Genomic DNA, 18,584 nt, shown 5'->3' with positions numbered 1-18,584 from the left:
TTGATACTATAGTTTTATTCATGATTTTACTGGCAAAGAGTCGAAGGGAGAACGAACATTGGAGCCGATTGATTTTCCTGATAAATACGAAAATCTTATGCGTCTAGCGCAACAAGCATTAGCTGATCATCAATATTTACAAGCAAAGACATTTTTACAACGAGCATTGGAGCTTAAAGGAACATTTGAGGCGAATCGTCTACTTGTCCTTTGCTTAGTTGAGCTAGATGAAAAAAAAGAAGCGCTGAATCAGGCGTTTCCTTATGAAAATGACTACCTGACAGATGAAAAAGTGGCAGCTTTTTATTTTGATCTGCTGATCCAAACAAAAGATTATCTTTATGCTCGCAAGTTAATTGCCAGCTATGATTTTTCTGATTTATTTGAGCAACTCATGGTAGAGAAGATCCAACAAGCAGAAAATTTCACGAGTCAAAATGACCGTCAAAAAATACGTAAGATTCATCTTAGTGTTGAAAAAATGCCGACAATGCCACCTGCAGAACAACTTTTGGTTGTTTCTGAGATTGAAGAGTTGCCTTATCATGAATTGGTACAAACAATCAAAAAAATGATTATCTTACCAGAAATCCACTTATTAGTGCGAGCAAAAATGTTAGAGTCACTCGTGCAAGTGAAGAAACACCAGCCAGTTGTTTATTTAACGATGGATCAGACGTTTATAGAAGTCATACCTGCAACATTACCAAAACCAGAAAAGCAGAAGGCTTATGAACAGTTAATGCGATTAGCAGAAGCTTATGAAGATCAAGATGCCTATCTTAGTACAGTGCTAAAAGAAGAATTTATGATGCAATCCGCTCTTCTTTATCCTGTTTATGATACATATGTCGGTGATCCCAAAAAATGGTTTGCTGATACACTTAGCATGTATGATCCAAACTATAATAATAGACAAACAGAAGCAGAGGAAGCAGATTTCCTAGAAAAAAGGGGAAATATTTTAAGGGAAATGCTGCTCTTTCAAAGTGACCGTTGACACTTATCAGATAAAAAAGTCATGAAAAACGTGGATTCTAACCATTCAATATGTTTACAATTTGAAAGGGTTAGTGTACTATTTAAGGGTATGCATGAAACGTTTTTGATGTATAAAATGAATTTTCTAAACTCGGAGGGAACTAAATGACTGCAACATTTGAAAAAAAAGGCACAAACGATGGTGTTTTAAAATTTACGATTGCGCAAGATGAAATTCAAAAAGGATTGACAGCTGCGTTTAATAAAGTTAAAGGAAACTTGAACGTACCAGGGTTCCGTAAAGGGAAAGTTTCACGCCAAGTATTCAACCGTATGTACGGAGAAGAAGCTCTTTATGAAGACGCATTGAATGCTGTCTTACCTGAAAGCTATGAAGCAGCAGTTAAAGAAGCAGGTATCGAACCTGTATCACAACCTCAAATCGATGTTGAAAGCATGGAAAAAGGGCAAGATTGGGTGATCACTGCTGAAGTAACAGTTAAACCTGAAGTGAAATTAGGTCAATATAAAGATTTAGTTGTTGAAAAACAAGACCGTGAAGTTACTGAAGCGGATGTGGAAGAACGTATCAAACGTGAACAAGAAGCTCAAGCAGAATTAGTAATCAAAGAAGATGCTCCAGCAGAAAATGGCGATACTGTAGTGATTGACTTTGAAGGCTTTGTTGATGGCGAAGCATTCGATGGCGGAAAAGGTGAAAACTATTCACTAGAACTAGGCTCTGGTTCATTCATTCCTGGCTTTGAAGATCAATTGATCGGTAAAAAATCAGGTGAAAGCTTAGATGTAACAGTTACTTTCCCAGAAGACTATCAAGCAGAAGACCTTGCTGGTAAAGAAGCAGTGTTCAAAGTAACGGTTCATGAAGTAAAAGCTAAAGAAGTACCTGAATTAGATGACGAATTTGCAAAAGATGTAGATGATGAAGTTTCTACATTAGCAGAATTGAAAGAAAAATATCTAAAAGAATTGACAGAAGCAAAAGAAAAAGAAGCAGAAGACGCAAAAGATGAAGCTGCAATCCGCTTAGCTGTTGAAAATGCAGAAATCGTTGATCTGCCACACGTGATGGTTCACGATGAAGTACACCGTTCAATGGATGAATTTTTGAACAACATGCAACGTCAAGGAATCTCTCCTGACATGTACTACCAATTAACTGGTTCTACAGAAGAAGACTTGCACAAACAATTTGAAGGCGAAGCAGAAGTACGCACAAAAACAAATCTTGTAATCGAAGCTATCGCTAAAGCAGAAGGACTAGCAGCAACAGAAGAAGAAATCAACGCTGAAATCCAAGAATTATCTGAGACATACAACATGCCAATCGAACAAATCAAACGAGTGTTAACAGAAGATATGTTGGAACATGATGTGACAATGAAAAAAGCAATCGATTTGATTACTGGAACTGCTACTGAAGCAAAATAATCATCTTTTATTGCATTTTATCAAAGAGGAAACTGAGAGGTTTCCTCTTTTTGCATATTTTCGATTTTTGGTTCTTGTTTAGTGCTTTTGCTTTTTTTTGAATTATGGTATGATAGTAAAAGACTGTAAAGTCTGTGATAGTTTCTTGCATTTATGATGCAAGTTAAGGGGTGAAGACCATGTATGATAATCCAAGTGGCAATGAGACCGTACGTTGTTCTTTTTGCGGGAAAACACAAGAAGAAGTAAAAAAAATCGTGGCTGGTCCAGGGGTCTACATCTGTAATGAATGTATTGACCTATGCAAAGAAATCATTGATGAAGAATTTTATGAAGAAGCGGTACGTGAATTCACAGAAGTACCAAAACCATTAGAAATTTTGGAAGTCTTAAATAATTATGTGATTGGTCAAGATCGTGCGAAACGTTCATTAGCTGTAGCAGTATACAATCACTATAAGCGTGTTAATCAACAATCCCAAGAAGATGCAGATGATGTTGAACTGCAAAAAAGTAATATCTGCCTGATCGGTCCTACTGGATCAGGGAAAACTTTCTTGGCACAAACATTAGCTAAAACGTTAAATGTACCTTTTGCGATCGCTGATGCAACCAGTTTAACTGAAGCTGGTTATGTTGGGGAAGACGTCGAAAACATCCTATTGAAATTATTGCAATCAGCTGATTACAATGTGGAACGAGCTGAAAAAGGGATCATCTACATTGACGAAATCGATAAAATTGCTCGTAAAAGCGAGAATGTTTCAATTACTCGAGATGTTTCAGGTGAAGGTGTCCAACAAGCCTTATTGAAGATTTTAGAAGGGACAGTTGCCAGCGTTCCCCCTCAAGGCGGTCGGAAACATCCTCATCAAGAATTTATCCAAATCGATACGACAAATGTTTTGTTTATCGTAGGTGGTGCGTTTGATGGGATTGAAACAATTGTTAAAAATCGTCTAGGAGAAAAGACAATCGGTTTCGGGACTAAAAATCAAAAATTAGCAGATGGCGAAAGTGTCATGCAAGAAATCATTCCAGAAGATCTATTGAAATTTGGTTTGATTCCTGAATTTATTGGTCGTTTACCAGTAATGGCAGCACTTGAAAAATTAACGACAGAAGATCTTGTGCGTATTTTGACAGAGCCAAAGAATGCTTTGGTCAAACAATACCAAAAATTACTTGCTTTGGATAATACGGAATTAGAATTTGAACCAGAGGCATTAACAGCAATCGCTGAAAAAGCAATTGCCCGAAATACTGGGGCACGTGGACTACGTTCGATCATCGAAGAAATCATGATGGATATTATGTTTGACATCCCATCTAATGAGAATATCGAAAAAGTGATCATTACGAAAGAAGCTGCTGAATTAACAGGAGAACCGACTGTCGTTTATAAAGATTCTGAGAAAAAAGCGGGATAAAAGCAGATAGAAGCTGGAGTGCTGTCGTGAAAGTTAGTTATTGCTTTTGCGGCAGCTTTGTCTTTTTATCGAAACTATTGATTAATGATTAAGGCATTCTATTGACAGCAGGCGATTCAACGTTGTGATTACTCAAAATCGACAAATAGGGAAGATGACTTTCGTTTATGTAAAAACGTACTTTCCGCAATCAACTGCAGTTTTTCGATCGTTGAATCTTAGAATGAAATTAAAAAACCTCAAAACATGAGAAGCTGTTTCGAGATTTTTTTCTTTAAAGAACGAATCAATTCATGCTTCTCGCAACCTGTTACACGGCGTTTAAGAAGCGACTCTTCGTTTATCAGAGATTGTTTAATAAAGTGATATTAAACAATCTTCTCTCATCTCGATAGAGTTCATTTCTTCTTCAACGACCTTTTTTAGGAGAGATTTTATGAAAGTACATCAAGCAGAAATAGTGATTAGTGCAGTTGCACCAAAACAATACCCAGAATCTGATTTACCAGAAATTGCTTTAGCAGGGCGTTCAAATGTCGGAAAGTCTTCTTTTATCAATACGTTGATTGACCGAAAGAATTTAGCTCGCACTTCGGGAAAACCAGGTAAGACCCAAACATTGAATTTTTATTTGATTGAAAATGCGTTACACTTTGTCGATGTCCCTGGTTATGGTTATGCCAAAGTATCAAAGACTGAACGTGCAAAATGGGGTAAAATGATCGAAACATATATTACGACCAGAGAGCAGTTGCGAGCAGTCGTTTCTTTAGTCGATTTACGTCACAAACCTTCCCAAGAGGATATCCAGATGTATGAATTTTTGAAATATTACGATATTCCAGTGATTGTCGTAGCGACTAAAGCGGATAAGATACCACGAGGAAAATGGAACAAGCATGAAAGTGAAATCAAAAAAGCGTTGGATTTTGATAATAATGATCAGTTTATTTTATTTTCTTCTGTCACAAAGCAAGGAAAAGAAGAAGCTTGGCAGGCAATTGAAGAAGCAATTTCAGAATAAAAAACTAGTAGCAGACGAAGGACTCAAAGAGGAGAACATTCGCTTGCTACTAGTTTTTTTCTATTTTTTTGTCTGTTCTTTTTTTTCGTCATTTTTTGGTTTCAAAAAGCGATCGATTTCTTCTTTTGAAGCAACTGTTTTTTCTGGATCAACAGCAAAGGATTCAAATAATTTATCAAGATTATCTGTGCGTTCAAATTTAAGCCCCAAATTATTCACCTCTTTGATTATTTGTTTCTATTCTACCATGGATAGTTACTAAAATAATTGGAAGTCGTTAAATTTTAGTTTTTTCTTATGCTTAGTTATAATTTAATTATAAAACAATTTGAAAGGAGTGAGAGCAGAGTGGAAGAACAACAATTATTAATGACGATTCAATTAACCAATTTGAATCAAAGTCAAAGAGAAAATGAATTGGAAGATTGGTTCTTTTTTATTCGGATGATGTTTAGTCCCTCATTTTTTCAGACTTCTCATCAGACAGCACGAATATTTGAATGGACAACCTTTAAAAAGGAAGCAATGCAGGAATCTCAGTTCGCATTTGGTTGGCTGACTGTAAAAAATGAAACGAATGAGTGTCGTTTTCATTTTGATGGTCAACAATTGATCATTAAGAATATTTTGGAGAAGAATATTTTCTTACAACATGAATCGGTGATCAGAGATTATATCCAGCTTAAAATGGATAAAAATGGCGTATTTGCTTACTTACGTTCATACAATGAATTTAAGTATCATAATATTAAAGAAATTGAAGAACGGTTGAAGTTTGAAACACAAGAAGCTATTGATAAGTTGCCAAAGATGAGAGAACGATCGGGAGCGGTTGTGATTGATTGTAATCAATTGCCTGGTTACGATCTATCTCATGAGGGATTATGCTTTACTTCTTGTTGGGAAATGTATTACAGCTCTTACTACTATCGCATCATTCCGAAACAAGTATTTTTAGATGTCCAACAAGTGGAATTTGTAAAAGAGAAACAAAATGGTGTGATCTGTATTCAATTATATCGTGACCCTTTCAAATGGGCCGAGGAAACGAATCGACATTTTCAGACCTATTATCGCGACCAATTGGGATTTGATCATCTTTCTTGGGACAATGGTGTTGGGCTTTTGAAAGCCCCGTACATTGAGTATGCTTATACCGATCAAAGTATTCAATCTGTTCAATACCAAAATGAAAGAATGCAACCGACTCAGAAAAAGGATGCGACGTTCTTCGTTACTCGAAGTTATAATTTTGTCAATGATGAATACCACGAAAAGCGAGTAAGAGGGCGGTTGAATACACAAGCTTATTTTCCTTGGGTAGATGAGCAGCGGGCGCAGATGATGTTTTACAAAGTGATTGATCCCCGTATTTCTTTAGATGATGGGATCGAAGCTTATTGCTACTATATAAGAGAATACTTAGAGATCGCAGTTGACGATGAAAAATATCAAGAATATTTAGTTACTTTACGATTATACGTACCTACTGAAAATTTGACACAGCTCCCATTGAATGAAATTCGCGAAAAACTATCAGATATTCAGTTTAAGCGAATAAGAAAAAGACGAGGACGTTTAAGCTTTGACGTGAAAAAAGGTGTAAATCATCTTAGAGTAGAAATCTATGATTATCCCAAGTTAAACAAATTTGCGACATTACAAAAAATTTGAGGTGAGCACATGGATAAACACTTATATTATCGGGTCATGTTACCTACAGCATTTGTAGCTTTTTTGATGTTCTTTCTTCCCAACATCCCTGTACGATCAATTTTGGGCTTTATCATTATGTTCATTGGATTAGGAAGGTACTATTATTTAGTGCATAGAAAATAAAGCATATAAAAGGTTGTGGAAGAATCGTACAGCGAATACCGTTCGTACTTCTTTACAACCAATCAAGAGTCTGGACCAGTTGAAAGTTCAGACTCTTTTTTGAATGTTTTAGATTGTCTGTGAATGTTTTTGAATGATTTTTATTGATTAATAAAAAGAATTATGCTACTATATGTCGTGAGGTGATCGTGGAAATGCTTACAGAAGAGCGCAGACAAAAAATACTACACTTGTTAGAACAAAATAAAATAGTGAAATCTCAAGATTTAGTAACACTTCTAAACGCTTCTGAATCAACGATTAGACGTGATTTGCAAGAGTTGGAGAATGATGGTCTGTTAGAAAGAATCCATGGTGGCGCGAAAAAAGGGCAACTTTTAGGGTTTGAACAGAATATGAGTGAAAAAACGCTCAAAAACGTTCAAGAAAAACAAACAATCGCTCGATTAGCAGCTCAATTAATCAATGACGATGACGTTATTTATTTAGATGCTGGGTCCACGACGTTAGAAATGATCCCATATTTGCAAGAGAAAAAGGTAACGGTAGTAACTAATTCAGTGAAACATGCAGCTAGTTTGGTTGATTTGCAACTTCCCACCATCATATTAGGTGGACAAGTTAAATTATCAACAAATGCTGTACTAGGAAATAGTACAATCAGCCAGTTAAAAAATTTCTATTTTAATAAAGTGTTTATGGGAATGAACGGTGTTGACTTGAACCGTGGATTTACAACGCCAGATCCGGAAGAAGCAGCCGTGAAACGTCTAGCAATGGCAAATGCGGAAGAAAGTTTCGTCCTGATTGATCATTCTAAGTTCAACAAGCTTAGTTTCACTTCTGTGGCACCTTTAGAAGCAGCCACGATCGTAACCGAACGTTGTCCATTGGAATTTGTTACCGATTATCGGGAACGGACAACTATCAAGGAGGCAGCTATACAATGATTTATACAGTAACATTAAATCCGTCGATTGACTTTATCGTACGTGTCGATGGGTTAAAAATCGGGGAATTGAATCGAATGAAAGAAGACTTTAAAGTTCCTGGCGGAAAAGGGATCAATGTTTCTCGAATTTTGAAAAGAATTGACTCTGATTCGACAGCCCTTGGTTTTTTAGGAGGCTTTACAGGAAACTTTATCGCAGAGTGGTTGGAAAAAGAAACAATCCAAACTTCTTTTACAACAGTTCAATCAGATACTCGGATCAATATCAAATTAAAATCTGATTCTGAAACGGAGATCAATGGTTTAGGCCCAACGATCTCAGATGAAGAAATCCAATCATTCAAGCAAGCGCTAAGTGTTGTGAACAAAGGGGACATCGTTGTCTTATCTGGTAGTACTCCTGCCAGCTTAAGAAAAGGGTTCTATCAAGAATTGATTGAGATCATTCGTGAAAAAGAAGCAGACTTTGTGATTGATACAACTGGAGATGATCTAAAAAATTCTCTTGCTAAAAGACCATTGTTGATCAAACCTAATAACCATGAATTAGCCGAATTATATCAGACACACTTTGATCGTGTGGAAGAGATTTTGCCATATGGTAAGAAACTATTAGCTGAAGGGGCACAAAATGTCTTGATATCAATGGCGGGAGATGGTGCCTTGTTATTTACTAATGAAGGTGCTTACCGATCAAACGTATTAGTTCGCCCGTTAAAAAACTCGGTTGGTGCAGGAGATTCAATGATTGCTGGATTTATTGGTGCTTATAGCAAAAATCAAGATCCAGTGGAAGCATTTAAATGGGGAGTCGCTTGTGGAAGTGCGACAGCATTTTCTGATGATTTAGCTTCTAGAGCATTGATTGATGAACTGTTACCAGAAGTTGAGATAACAAAAATAGATTCGTTTTCAGGAGGATTATCATGAATATCAAAGATTTAATGATCAAAGATGCAATGATCATGGACCTACAAGCAACTGATAAAAAAAGCGCAATTGATGAAATGGTCCAAAAAATGTTTGCTGCCGGAAGAATCTCAGATATTGAAACCTATAAAGAGGGGATTTTAGCACGAGAAGCGCAAACTTCTACCGGACTAGGTGACGGCATTGCGATGCCTCATGCAAAAAATGCAGCAGTAAAAGAAGCAACCGTACTATTTGCTAAAAGTAACAAAGGGGTCGATTATGAGGCATTAGATGGTCAGCCGACTTACCTATTCTTTATGATCGCAGCTCCAGAAGGCGCAAATGATACACACTTACAAGCGTTAGCTGCTTTATCCCGCCTTTTAGTGGATCCAGATTTTGTTGCAAAATTAAAAGAAGCAGATTCACCAGAAGCTGTACAAGAATTATTCCAAACAGCGGAAGATCAAAAAGCTGCGGAAGAAAAAGCAGAACAGGCAAAACAAGCTGAAGCTGCAACCGTTGATCCTAAGAGCAAGTTTGTTATTGCAGTAACCGCTTGTCCAACAGGAATCGCCCACACTTATATGGCGGAAGATGCTTTGAAGAAAAAAGCGAAAGAAATGGGCGTAGAGATCAAAGTTGAAACAAACGGATCAGAAGGCGTTAAAAACTTATTGACAGCTGAAGACATCGCTCGCGCGGATGGTGTAATCGTAGCTGCAGATAAAAAAGTTGCCATGGATCGTTTTGACGGGAAAGAACTTGTCAATCGTCCGGTTAGCGACGGGATTCGTAAGCCAGAAGAACTGATCAATCTTGCTTTAAGCGGTACTGCACCAGTTTATCATGGACAAGGGAAAGATACTGGTTCTGATGAAGGAAATGCAGAAGGAACCGTCGGTCAACGAATCTATAAAGATTTGATGAATGGTGTTTCTCATATGCTGCCGTTTGTTATTGGCGGTGGGATTGCGATTGCTCTTTCTTTCATGGTAGACCAATTTATGGGTGTACCACAAGATCAGCTTGCAAACCTTGGGAATTATAATCAAATTGCCAGCTGGTTCAACCAAATCGGTCAAGCTGCTTTTGGTTTCATGTTACCAGTTCTTGCTGGATTTATTGCTTCAAGTATCGGGGATCGCCCTGGTTTGATTGTTGGTTTTGCTGCTGGTGCATTAGCTAATACTGGCGGTGCAGGCTTCTTAGGAGCTTTGATCGGCGGTTTCTTAGCTGGATATGTCATTGTGTTCTTGCGCAAACTATTCAAGAAATTACCTAAATCATTAGACGGAATCAAAACGATTCTCTTTTATCCCGTGTTTGGGTTGTTGATTACCGGTTTCTTGATGTTGTTGGTTAATGTACCGATGAAAGCAATCAATGATGCATTAAACGGATTTTTAACAAGCATGAGCGGTTCAAACGCTGCGTTACTTGGAGCTTTACTTGCAGGAATGATGGCTGCTGACTTAGGTGGACCAATTAATAAAGCGGCTTATGTTTTCGGTACAGCTACGCTAGCAACAACTGTTGCGACTGGCGGTAGTGTCGTGATGGCTTCTGTTATGGCTGGTGGGATGGTTCCACCATTAGCAATTTTTGTTGCTACTCGTTTATTCAAAAATAAATTTAGTAAAACAGATCAAGATGCTGGTCTAACGAATATTGTGATGGGCTTGTCCTTTGTAACAGAAGGATCGATCCCATTTGCAGCAGCTGATCCGATCCGCGCCATTCCAAGTTTCATTATTGGCTCTGCTTTAACAGGTGGTTTAGTTGGTGCTTTCGGTATCAAATTACTTGCTCCTCATGGTGGGATTTTCGTTGTATTCTTGTTAAGTCATCCAGTCTTGTACTTAGCATTCATCGCTATTGGTGCAATCGTTTCTGGTGTGATTTATGGTTTACTAAGAAAATCACCAACAGTAACAACAGCATAATTTTCAATTTATAAATATGAGACCTTCTTACGGAATTTAACAATAATTTTCGTAAGAAGGTTTTTTTGTGAGATTAAATGCAAATTTTTTGAAAATTAAAAAATGGAAAGCGAAATTGATCAATAGATGCATAAATATAGGATTTGTGATTAGAAATTAGTTATTTATTGACGGATATAAATGTGTATAGTATCATTTTTTTGTAATCTAATGTTAATCAAAAGCGCTTTTATATAAAAAAAGAATGGTTATAGAGGAGGGGAATATGAAAAAAAGTACAAAATGGGTTGTTTTATCGCTCTTTATTCTTTGTGCTAGTATTGTCCCAGTCAATGACTTTGATGCACAAGAAAATTCTGAGAATAGTGTAAATCTCCATGACAATGTGCAAACGAGCACAAGTGATGAGTACTCCGTTTCCTTTGAGACAACTACGGAAGAATCCCATGAAGATGTCAATAATCAAATCACCGAAGCATCAACAAGCAGCGAAGAAACAAAACAAGTGTTAGCAGAAAACGCTGAACTGTCCGACGAAATTGGTGCAATTAGTCCTTTGGTTGGAGAAGGATCATTAGAAAGTCCTTATACTGCAGCAACAGCAGATGAATTAATTAGGGTAATGAGTGAGATCAATAATGATTCAGGTTCGGGAACCTATTATGTTGCTTTGACAGCAGACATCGTGTATACAGATGCGGATGTTTTTGAGTTTTATAAAAATGTCGAGATCGATGGTCAAAATCATCATATGCTATATACCAACGCTTCCAACTCAACCGCTTCGAATACTGGCTATCGAGTGAAGATTAGTGGATTAAGAATCAAATTGAAAAACATGAATTTTGGAAGCGCGACACTAACTGATGAAAATGGCGTTATCTATGGCAACCAATCTTACTACGGGATCTTAGGGGCTGGAAGTTTATCTGTCCTCTCATTTGACGCGGTTTTTGAAAACGTCAATTATTATGGCAAGACCGGGGCGCAACCACTTCTAGCTTGGCATACAGAATCCACCTTCACCTTTGAGGGGAAAAATGAATTTGTCAGTGAAGCAGGAGCAAACAGCGAAGAGTTCATGGAAGGAAACAACATTACATTTGCGAAAGATTCGACGACGATTATCAACCACCAAACGAGTACGAATCTCGCTTTGTTTTATGGTTCAGCTTCTGGCGGATCGGGTGATCGGAAAATACGAGTCACTCTTGAAGAAAATGCGAATGTGCAATTGACATCAAGCAAAGATTATTTTTCTTATGATGGGACAGGATTAATTTTTACGATTGGTCAAAATGCTGAATTTTTGTATGAACAAACAGGTAACAAGCCAATGAATTTTACGAATGGTCAAGCAGCAGAAATCAATTTTGGCGCTAATTCACAAACTTCAATGATCAGCCAAGGCAGATTCAATTCAAATGGAAATGTTGTAATGAATGCGGATGAGCCCGATTTTGTTCGTTTTCAAAATACTTCTAATACCAACGGCTTGTTTGCTAGAAATATGACATTTAACCGGATCGATGGAGTAGCAGGAGAAATAGGAGGCTATCAATTTAGCTATTTAGCAACTGATCAAAGTTTACAAAAAAAGGAAGTAGTAGGAGCTGGTACAGCTACATTAAATGACAGTTACTTTACAAATACAGCTCTAAAACAAGCAATCTATCAAAAAAAAATCAATATTACCGATTGGAAAGCACAGCCGAGTGTAGCGGTCGGACAAAGTCAATTAGACACTACGATCAATGCTTATGAGCCAGCCAGTCGGATAGGAAAGGCAACGACGTTTAAATTAAGTACGAAACAACTTTGGAGTGAAACCGATTTAACGACTGAGGAAGCACAACAACAAGTTGAGATTGCTGATGAAAATACAGATGGGATGATCGCAGTCGAAGAAACCGCGGGAATGACATGGACAAAAGAAAAACTACCAGCTGGAACTTATTTTGTCTATACAAAAATAGCTGGTGCCGTCAACGATGATCCCGAACTTCAAGCCTATTTAACTGAAAGCCTTTGGGTAGAACAACAGGTGGAAGTAGTCAAAAGTCCATTAAGTGTGGAAGTACCTTTAGAAATGATATTTGAATCGAAAACAGAAGGTGCATTCGACACGGCATCTTCGACCAAACCAATCATTAGTTCGAGTAACTATCCCATTGATTTTACGATTGGCACGGTTCAAGATCTTACAGCTGATTCATCAGTTGTGCTAGTCAATCAATTTTCTGGCGGAAATCATAACGAGTTGATTCTTAATCTTGTTGCCACTGATGGGACAACGATGGGACCGTTGGTTGTCGGGCAAAATAATGTGGACAGATTGGAAATTGCCCCTTTTTTAACAGAACCAATTGAACTTTATTTAGCTGGAGAATTTTCAGGAAACATTTTACAAAAATATTATCCTAGTTATGCCTTTACTTATCAACTATCAGCTAAAGAATAAAGGAGAAAAGCAATGGAAGAAACAAAACGGAAAAAACAAAAACAGGTACTACTCATTCTACTAGGATTATTGTTGTTGCTAAGTGGCTGGCTAGTGTACCGCTATTATCTTCAAGCAAAACCAGAGCCCGTTACTATTGTTAGTGGCGAATTTTTACCCGCTGGGAAAGATGCCCAAAAAATCTCTGACTCTGAAAAGAAAAAAATTGCGCAGGTTGCAGTAGATAAAAGCAAATTCAATTTAGTTATCTCACCTGAAGCGAAAATCGATCGACAAACAGGGAGCGGCGAATTGATGATAAAAAATCCCAGTGAAAATGGCTATCCGATCAATGTAGAAATTAGAGAAAAAAAGAACAATCAACTTGTTTATACTTCCGGTGCGATTCAGCCCGGGTATGAAATAAAAAATGTCACGTTGGAACAGGCATTAGAAAAGGGGGAGTATCCATCAGTTGCTTTATTTAGTTTGTATGACCCAGACACCAATGAAAAAAAAGGTCAAGTGGCTGCAGGAGTTACATTAACAGTTGAATAAAAAATAAAAGGGGTTTATTGATATGATGAAAAAAGTACTTGTAAGTATGTTGTTTAGTGGGAGTTTTGTTGGATTTGTTGCGCCCGCAATGGTTCAAGCGGAAGACGTGATTGGTGTTGACCAAGCCGATATTCAAATCAATGGTACGATTGGATTAGATAACACAGATCCAGAAGAAGCGATTGAGGAAAGTCATGACAATTGGATCAATGTGACATTAGATACAGCGACCATATTCTATAACGTAAGCGGGCGAAATGATATTGAATCTCCAACCTATAATATTGAAAATAAATCGGGACGTCCAGTTGATGTATCCATTGCAGATTTCGCGCAAACAAATGCCGAAAGTATCACAGAAATTTCTAGTCTAAATCTTGTTTCTCCAGCAGCAACGAACACTTCCTTGATCGCCGCAGGAACACTCACAGATTTTGCGACGACACCAGTCAAACTCTTTACATTAGCAAACAATGAAGGAAAACTAACTGCAAATGGTACCGCAAATAATGCTTTTTCGACCACCTTCAATTATGCTGGAACAGTATCTTCTACCACAGCAACCAAGAGTACACCAACGTTCAATTTGACGTTGCAATTAGATGCTGTATCTTGGACAGCAGCGCCTTAAACTGATTAAAAAAGTTAGAAGGGATAATATGAAGGCAACACTTGACGTAAAAGGATCACTTGGAATTGATGCCGAACTGCCAAATGACCAGCAAGAAAGTGCAGGGGCTCAAAAACCAGGTTATGTGATTAAAACAGAAGTAAAAACGATGAGTACCTTCCCCAAAACAACGGACACAGACAGTTTAATGATTAGTTTCTTGGGAATATTCCTTGTAGGAGTAACAATTACAGTGAAGTATTTTTGGGGAAATAAAGAAAGAGAATAAAATGAAAAGTTTTTTTAAAGATAAAGATACTGGTTGTATTTCCCTATAAAATAAAAATTTGCTCTTACCACTAGCATACTGGCTAATCGTAAGAGCAAATTTTTATTGCCTAAAAGGCTTGTTTCGTCGTTAAAATCGAAGAGCGAGCAACAATCGTTTTCCGTACGCTTGAAAGATGACGTTCATCGGTTAAGATGACTAAAATGTCGCCAACATTCATGATTGTATCCCCATGAGTCAAAATCTCTTTATTTCCTCTAATAATGGAAACGAGTAACATATGTTTTGGCCAATTGAAATCTCTGACCATTCGTCCATCCAATGTACTTTCCGCAGTGATTGGAAAATCAAAGGTTGTTTTGCCGACTAATATTGGTTGTTTTTCTTGTTGAATCAATCGCTCGAGTAAAGATTCGTAAATCGGATTGCCTCCTAATAAATCATTGCTAACGTAAGCGAAGAGTGAAACGACACCTAAAGGCATCAAATGATTCAAAGAACCGACCATCTCCGTTACTAAGATAATTGCAGTCAACGGGGCTTTTCCGATTGCTGTAAAGTAACCTGCCATCGCAATCACGAGAAAGTCTTTGACATAAATCGGATTCATACCAACTAAGTTCACTAAAGCCCCTCCATAAAATGCTCCAATCAGCGCACCTAAAGTTAGGATTGGTAAAAAAATCCCGCCCGGTAAACTGGCGCCATATGAAACCATAGAAAAGAAAAACCGTAAGATAAATAGACCTGCAATCAATGTTAATGGGTAAAAGGCATGTCCTGAAGTGATGATGATCTGGTTTCCGCCCCCTAGGATTGTTGGCCAAAAATAGCCAATCGGCAAAACTAAAAGAAAAGGAACGATTCCGTGAAAGTGTGCAGGAATCGGCAGCTTTCGATAAAATTTTGGTAAGCTTAGCAAAACGATTTGATAAATATACCCTAGCACACCGAGAATAATACCTAGAATAATTAAAAAACCATAATATTTTAACGGTAAAGACGGAATTTTTCCTAGAGACAATACAGGTTTCAAACCGAAAAAATAAAGTGACACAAAATTAGCAGTGATCGCTGATGTAAAGGATGTCAGCCAAACTAATGGAGAGAAAGAATGATGGATTTCTTCTAAAACAAATAATAACCCAGCAATCGGTGCATTAAATGCTGCTGCTAATCCCGCACTCGCTCCGCTAGAGATAAGAATTTTCTTTTCAGCTGAAGAGCTGTTTAATAATTGGCTTGTTCCTTCACCCACCACTGCGCCTAACTGGATTGATGGACCTTCTCGACCTAAGAATAAACCGGAACCAACTGATAACACGCCTCCAATAAATTTTTTCCATAGAACAGAAAACCATGAGACTGTTAATTCTCCTTGTAATTGTCCTTCGACTTGGGGAATGCCGCTTCCTTTAATATCGGGATCGCTTTTGATAAGAAATCCCACAAAAATAGCAATAATAATTGAAGCTGCTAAGATAAATGCTAAATATAAAGGTTCTTGTTGACTATGAAGGTAAACTTGTTCGGTTAATTCACCAAATTTCTCAATTGCCAAGCGAAAAATGCTAACGATACCGCCAGTGAGCAACCCAACTAAGACCCCTTTTAAAATATAATATAGTTGTGTTTTGTCGACATGTTTAAATAATGTTTTTGCTTTCATTGCTAATCCCTCGTTTCAATTTAATTTAGCGTGATTTTTTCTTTTTTACAAGAGGAAAAGAAAAGAAAAAATTTTTTCATTGCAAATTCATCGCTTTGCAAACAAATTTTCATTTCGCTTGCAGTGATCAGATTGCGGTTATTACTACCCTATTCATAGATAATATATGCTTTAATGAAAGCTGGGGAAATGCTATAATTAAACGGATTGATAAAAGAAAGGATGTTGTAAATGTCATCCAAAAGTGAATTATTGAATGGGATGAATCCTCGACAAAAAGAAGCGGTTCTTCATACCGAGGGACCACTATTATTGATGGCCGGTGCAGGTAGTGGGAAAACGAGGGTCTTGACCCACCGAATTGCTTATTTGATTGAAGAAAAGGAAGTAAATCCGTGGAACATCCTAGCGATTACTTTTACCAATAAAGCCGCTAAAGAGATGAAAGAGCGGGTAAATGCCATTTTAGAATATGGTGGCGAAGATGTTTGGGTATCGACTTTCCATTCCATGTGTGTGCGTATCTTAAGAAGAGATGTCGATTTCATCGGTTACAACCGAAATTTTACCATTATCGATTCTTCTGAACAGTTGTCATTAATGAAACGTATCTTAAAAGAATTGAATATTGATCCGAAAAAATACGATCCAAGAAGTATACTTGGAACGATTTCGCAAGCAAAAAACAACTTGCAAAACCCTCAGGAGTTTGCCAAGTTGCAGGGAAGTTACTATGAAGAAATTGCAGCTAAGTGTTATGTAGCTTATCAAAAAGAATTACAATATAACCAATGTATGGATTTTGATGACTTGATTATGAATACCATTCGGTTATTTGAAGAGCATCCTGATTCTTTGACTTATTATCAAAATAAATTCCATTACATCCATGTGGATGAATACCAAGACACGAACCATGCACAATATACTTTAGTTAATCTACTCGCCCAAAGATTCCAAAATTTATGTGTTGTGGGGGATGCTGATCAAAGTATTTACGGTTGGCGTGGCGCTGATATGCAAAATATTTTGGATTTTGAAAAAGATTATCCGAATGCCACAGTCATTTTATTAGAGCAAAACTACCGTTCGACTAAAACAATTTTAAGTGCTGCCAACCAAGTGATCGAAAATAATAGCAATCGAAAGCCGAAAAATCTTTGGACAGAAAACCGGGAAGGAAATAAAATCACTTACTACCGTGCAGATAACGAGCGAGATGAAACACGTTTCATCGTGGATCGTATGCAAGAGCAAATTCGTGAAAATCAACGGAATTATGGCGACTTTGCGATTTTGTATCGAACTAATGCTCAGTCTCGTGTGATGGAAGAAACCTTACTAAAAGCGAATATTCCTTATAAAATGGTGGGCGGACATAAGTTCTATGACCGTAAAGAAATTAAGGATATTTTAGCGTATTTGAATGTGATTGCGAATCCTCAAGACTCAATCAGTTTTGAACGGATCGTTAATTCGCCTAAACGCGGGATCGGACCTGGCTCAATCGAGAAATTAAGAAGTTTTGCGACGATCCACCAATGGCCACTCCTTGAAGCGGCTCAAAATGTTGATTTAACTAACATTGGTGGAAAAGCCGGTCAACAATTAGCAGTTTTTGGCGACATGATCAATGACGTCACACAAATGGTTCCCTATCTAACAGTGACCGAACTGACAAAAGAAGTCTTAGAACGTAGTGGGTATCTAGAAGACTTAAAAATTCAAAATACTTTAGAATCACAAGCAAGAATCGAAAACTTGGAAGAATTTTTAACCGTTACTCAAGAATTTGATAAACAATTTGAAAAACAAAATGAAGAAAATGCGGATGCACCAGAAGAAAAATTGACTGTATTTTTAAATGACTTGGCCTTAGTTTCAGACATCGATAATTTAGAAGAAGAAACCACCCAAGTGACATTGATGACTTTGCATGCCGCAAAAGGTCTTGAATTTCCAGTCGTCTTTCTGATTGGTTTGGAAGAAGGAGTTTTCCCATTGTCACGAGCCTTGATGGAAGAAAGCGAATTGGAAGAAGAACGAAGACTTGCTTATGTCGGGATCACGAGAGCAGAAGAAGCACTCTACCTGACCAATGCTTTTTCCCGTACCTTATATGGCAGGACGCAATATAATCGACCTTCTCGCTTTGTAGAAGAAATCGATCAAGAATTATTAGAAGTCCAAGGCATGCGGCCAACGCCAAAACAAACGAGTCCTTTTACGAGCAGAACAGCTAAACCAGCCTACAAACAACCAGTAACAACTGTTGTTTCTTCAAAAACAGCAACTGGTGGAGAAAGCAATAGCTGGAAAGCAGGCGATAAAGTCAACCATAAAAAATGGGGGATCGGAACAGTGGTAAGGGTAAATGGTACTGCCAAAGATTTAGAATTGGACGTGGCATTTCCTAGTCAAGGTGTGAAACGGTTGTTAGCAGCATTTGCGCCAATTGAAAAAGTTTAAACAGGGGGGATAA

General features: G+C 37.6%; 15 protein-coding genes. 13 read left to right on the top strand and 2 right to left on the bottom strand.

Annotated elements, in window-relative coordinates; translation table 11 throughout:
- The first annotated feature begins 58 nt into the window (after window positions 1-58).
- The 4 genes from IGL28_RS07575 (at window position 59) to yihA (ending at window position 4,887) form a co-directional block, all read left to right on the top strand.
- Entirely contained in the window at window positions 59-1,000 is a 942-nt protein-coding gene (locus IGL28_RS07575; RefSeq protein WP_010718966.1) for a hypothetical protein, read from the top strand.
- Between the two features lie 146 nt (window positions 1,001-1,146).
- On the top strand, window positions 1,147-2,433 hold the full coding sequence (gene tig, locus IGL28_RS07570) for a trigger factor (protein ID WP_010718967.1): 1,287 nt from the start codon (window positions 1,147-1,149) through the stop codon (window positions 2,431-2,433).
- A gap of 179 nt (window positions 2,434-2,612) precedes the next feature.
- Window positions 2,613-3,863: an ATP-dependent Clp protease ATP-binding subunit ClpX gene (gene clpX, locus IGL28_RS07565; protein WP_010718968.1), complete on the top strand. Its 1,251-nt coding sequence runs from the start codon at window positions 2,613-2,615 to the stop codon at window positions 3,861-3,863.
- A 436-nt stretch (window positions 3,864-4,299) separates the two neighbouring features.
- Window positions 4,300-4,887 (top strand): ribosome biogenesis GTP-binding protein YihA/YsxC, encoded by a 588-nt coding sequence (yihA, locus tag IGL28_RS07560; protein ID WP_010718969.1) that lies wholly within the window; start codon window positions 4,300-4,302, stop codon window positions 4,885-4,887.
- 60 nt (window positions 4,888-4,947) lie between these two features.
- Here the strand turns inward: yihA and IGL28_RS07555 are convergent, their stop codons facing one another.
- Window positions 4,948-5,097 (bottom strand): SPJ_0845 family protein, encoded by a 150-nt coding sequence (locus IGL28_RS07555; RefSeq protein WP_010737727.1) that lies wholly within the window; start codon window positions 5,095-5,097, stop codon window positions 4,948-4,950.
- 159 nt (window positions 5,098-5,256) lie between these two features.
- Here IGL28_RS07555 and IGL28_RS07550 point away from each other — a divergent pair, with 159 nt between their 5' ends.
- The 8 genes from IGL28_RS07550 (at window position 5,257) to IGL28_RS07515 (ending at window position 14,433) form a co-directional block, all read left to right on the top strand.
- Window positions 5,257-6,561: a hypothetical protein gene (locus tag IGL28_RS07550; RefSeq protein ID WP_232088639.1), complete on the top strand. Its 1,305-nt coding sequence runs from the start codon at window positions 5,257-5,259 to the stop codon at window positions 6,559-6,561.
- Window positions 6,562-6,920: 359 nt separating this feature from the next.
- Entirely contained in the window at window positions 6,921-7,676 is a 756-nt protein-coding gene (locus tag IGL28_RS07545; protein ID WP_010718973.1) for a DeoR/GlpR family DNA-binding transcription regulator, read from the top strand.
- Entirely contained in the window at window positions 7,673-8,608 is a 936-nt protein-coding gene (gene pfkB / locus IGL28_RS07540; protein ID WP_010718974.1) for a 1-phosphofructokinase, read from the top strand. Before IGL28_RS07545 ends, pfkB begins: the two co-directional genes overlap by 4 nt.
- Window positions 8,605-10,536 carry a PTS fructose transporter subunit IIABC gene (locus IGL28_RS07535; RefSeq protein ID WP_081127469.1) on the top strand — a complete coding sequence of 644 codons (1,932 nt, stop codon included), beginning with the start codon at window positions 8,605-8,607 and terminating at the stop codon, window positions 10,534-10,536. The genes pfkB and IGL28_RS07535 overlap by 4 nt, the downstream gene beginning before the upstream one ends.
- A gap of 265 nt (window positions 10,537-10,801) precedes the next feature.
- Complete coding sequence (locus IGL28_RS07530; protein ID WP_081127471.1) at window positions 10,802-12,997, top strand: hypothetical protein; 2,196 nt, start codon at window positions 10,802-10,804, stop codon at window positions 12,995-12,997.
- 12 nt (window positions 12,998-13,009) lie between these two features.
- Window positions 13,010-13,534, top strand: coding sequence for a hypothetical protein (locus IGL28_RS07525; RefSeq protein ID WP_010718977.1), 525 nt, complete (start codon window positions 13,010-13,012; stop codon window positions 13,532-13,534).
- 22 nt (window positions 13,535-13,556) lie between these two features.
- Complete coding sequence (locus IGL28_RS07520) at window positions 13,557-14,165, top strand: hypothetical protein (protein ID WP_010718978.1); 609 nt, start codon at window positions 13,557-13,559, stop codon at window positions 14,163-14,165.
- Window positions 14,166-14,193: 28 nt separating this feature from the next.
- Window positions 14,194-14,433 (top strand): hypothetical protein, encoded by a 240-nt coding sequence (locus IGL28_RS07515; protein WP_010718979.1) that lies wholly within the window; start codon window positions 14,194-14,196, stop codon window positions 14,431-14,433.
- A 109-nt stretch (window positions 14,434-14,542) separates the two neighbouring features.
- Here the strand turns inward: IGL28_RS07515 and IGL28_RS07510 are convergent, their stop codons facing one another.
- The gene (locus IGL28_RS07510) at window positions 14,543-16,102 is read right to left on the bottom strand and encodes a ClC family H(+)/Cl(-) exchange transporter (protein ID WP_010737720.1); all 1,560 of its coding nucleotides are present in this window, start codon (window positions 16,100-16,102) and stop codon (window positions 14,543-14,545) included.
- Window positions 16,103-16,333: 231 nt separating this feature from the next.
- Here IGL28_RS07510 and pcrA point away from each other — a divergent pair, with 231 nt between their 5' ends.
- Complete coding sequence (gene pcrA, locus IGL28_RS07505; protein ID WP_081127474.1) at window positions 16,334-18,571, top strand: DNA helicase PcrA; 2,238 nt, start codon at window positions 16,334-16,336, stop codon at window positions 18,569-18,571.
- Window positions 18,572-18,584: the final 13 nt, after the last annotated feature.

This window comes from Enterococcus sp. AZ077 (genome assembly GCF_051714965.1).
Lineage (GTDB): Bacteria > Bacillota > Bacilli > Lactobacillales > Enterococcaceae > Enterococcus_B > Enterococcus_B hirae.
Note: the sequence above shows the minus strand (reverse complement) of the source record. Positions and strands in the feature narration are given on the sequence as shown.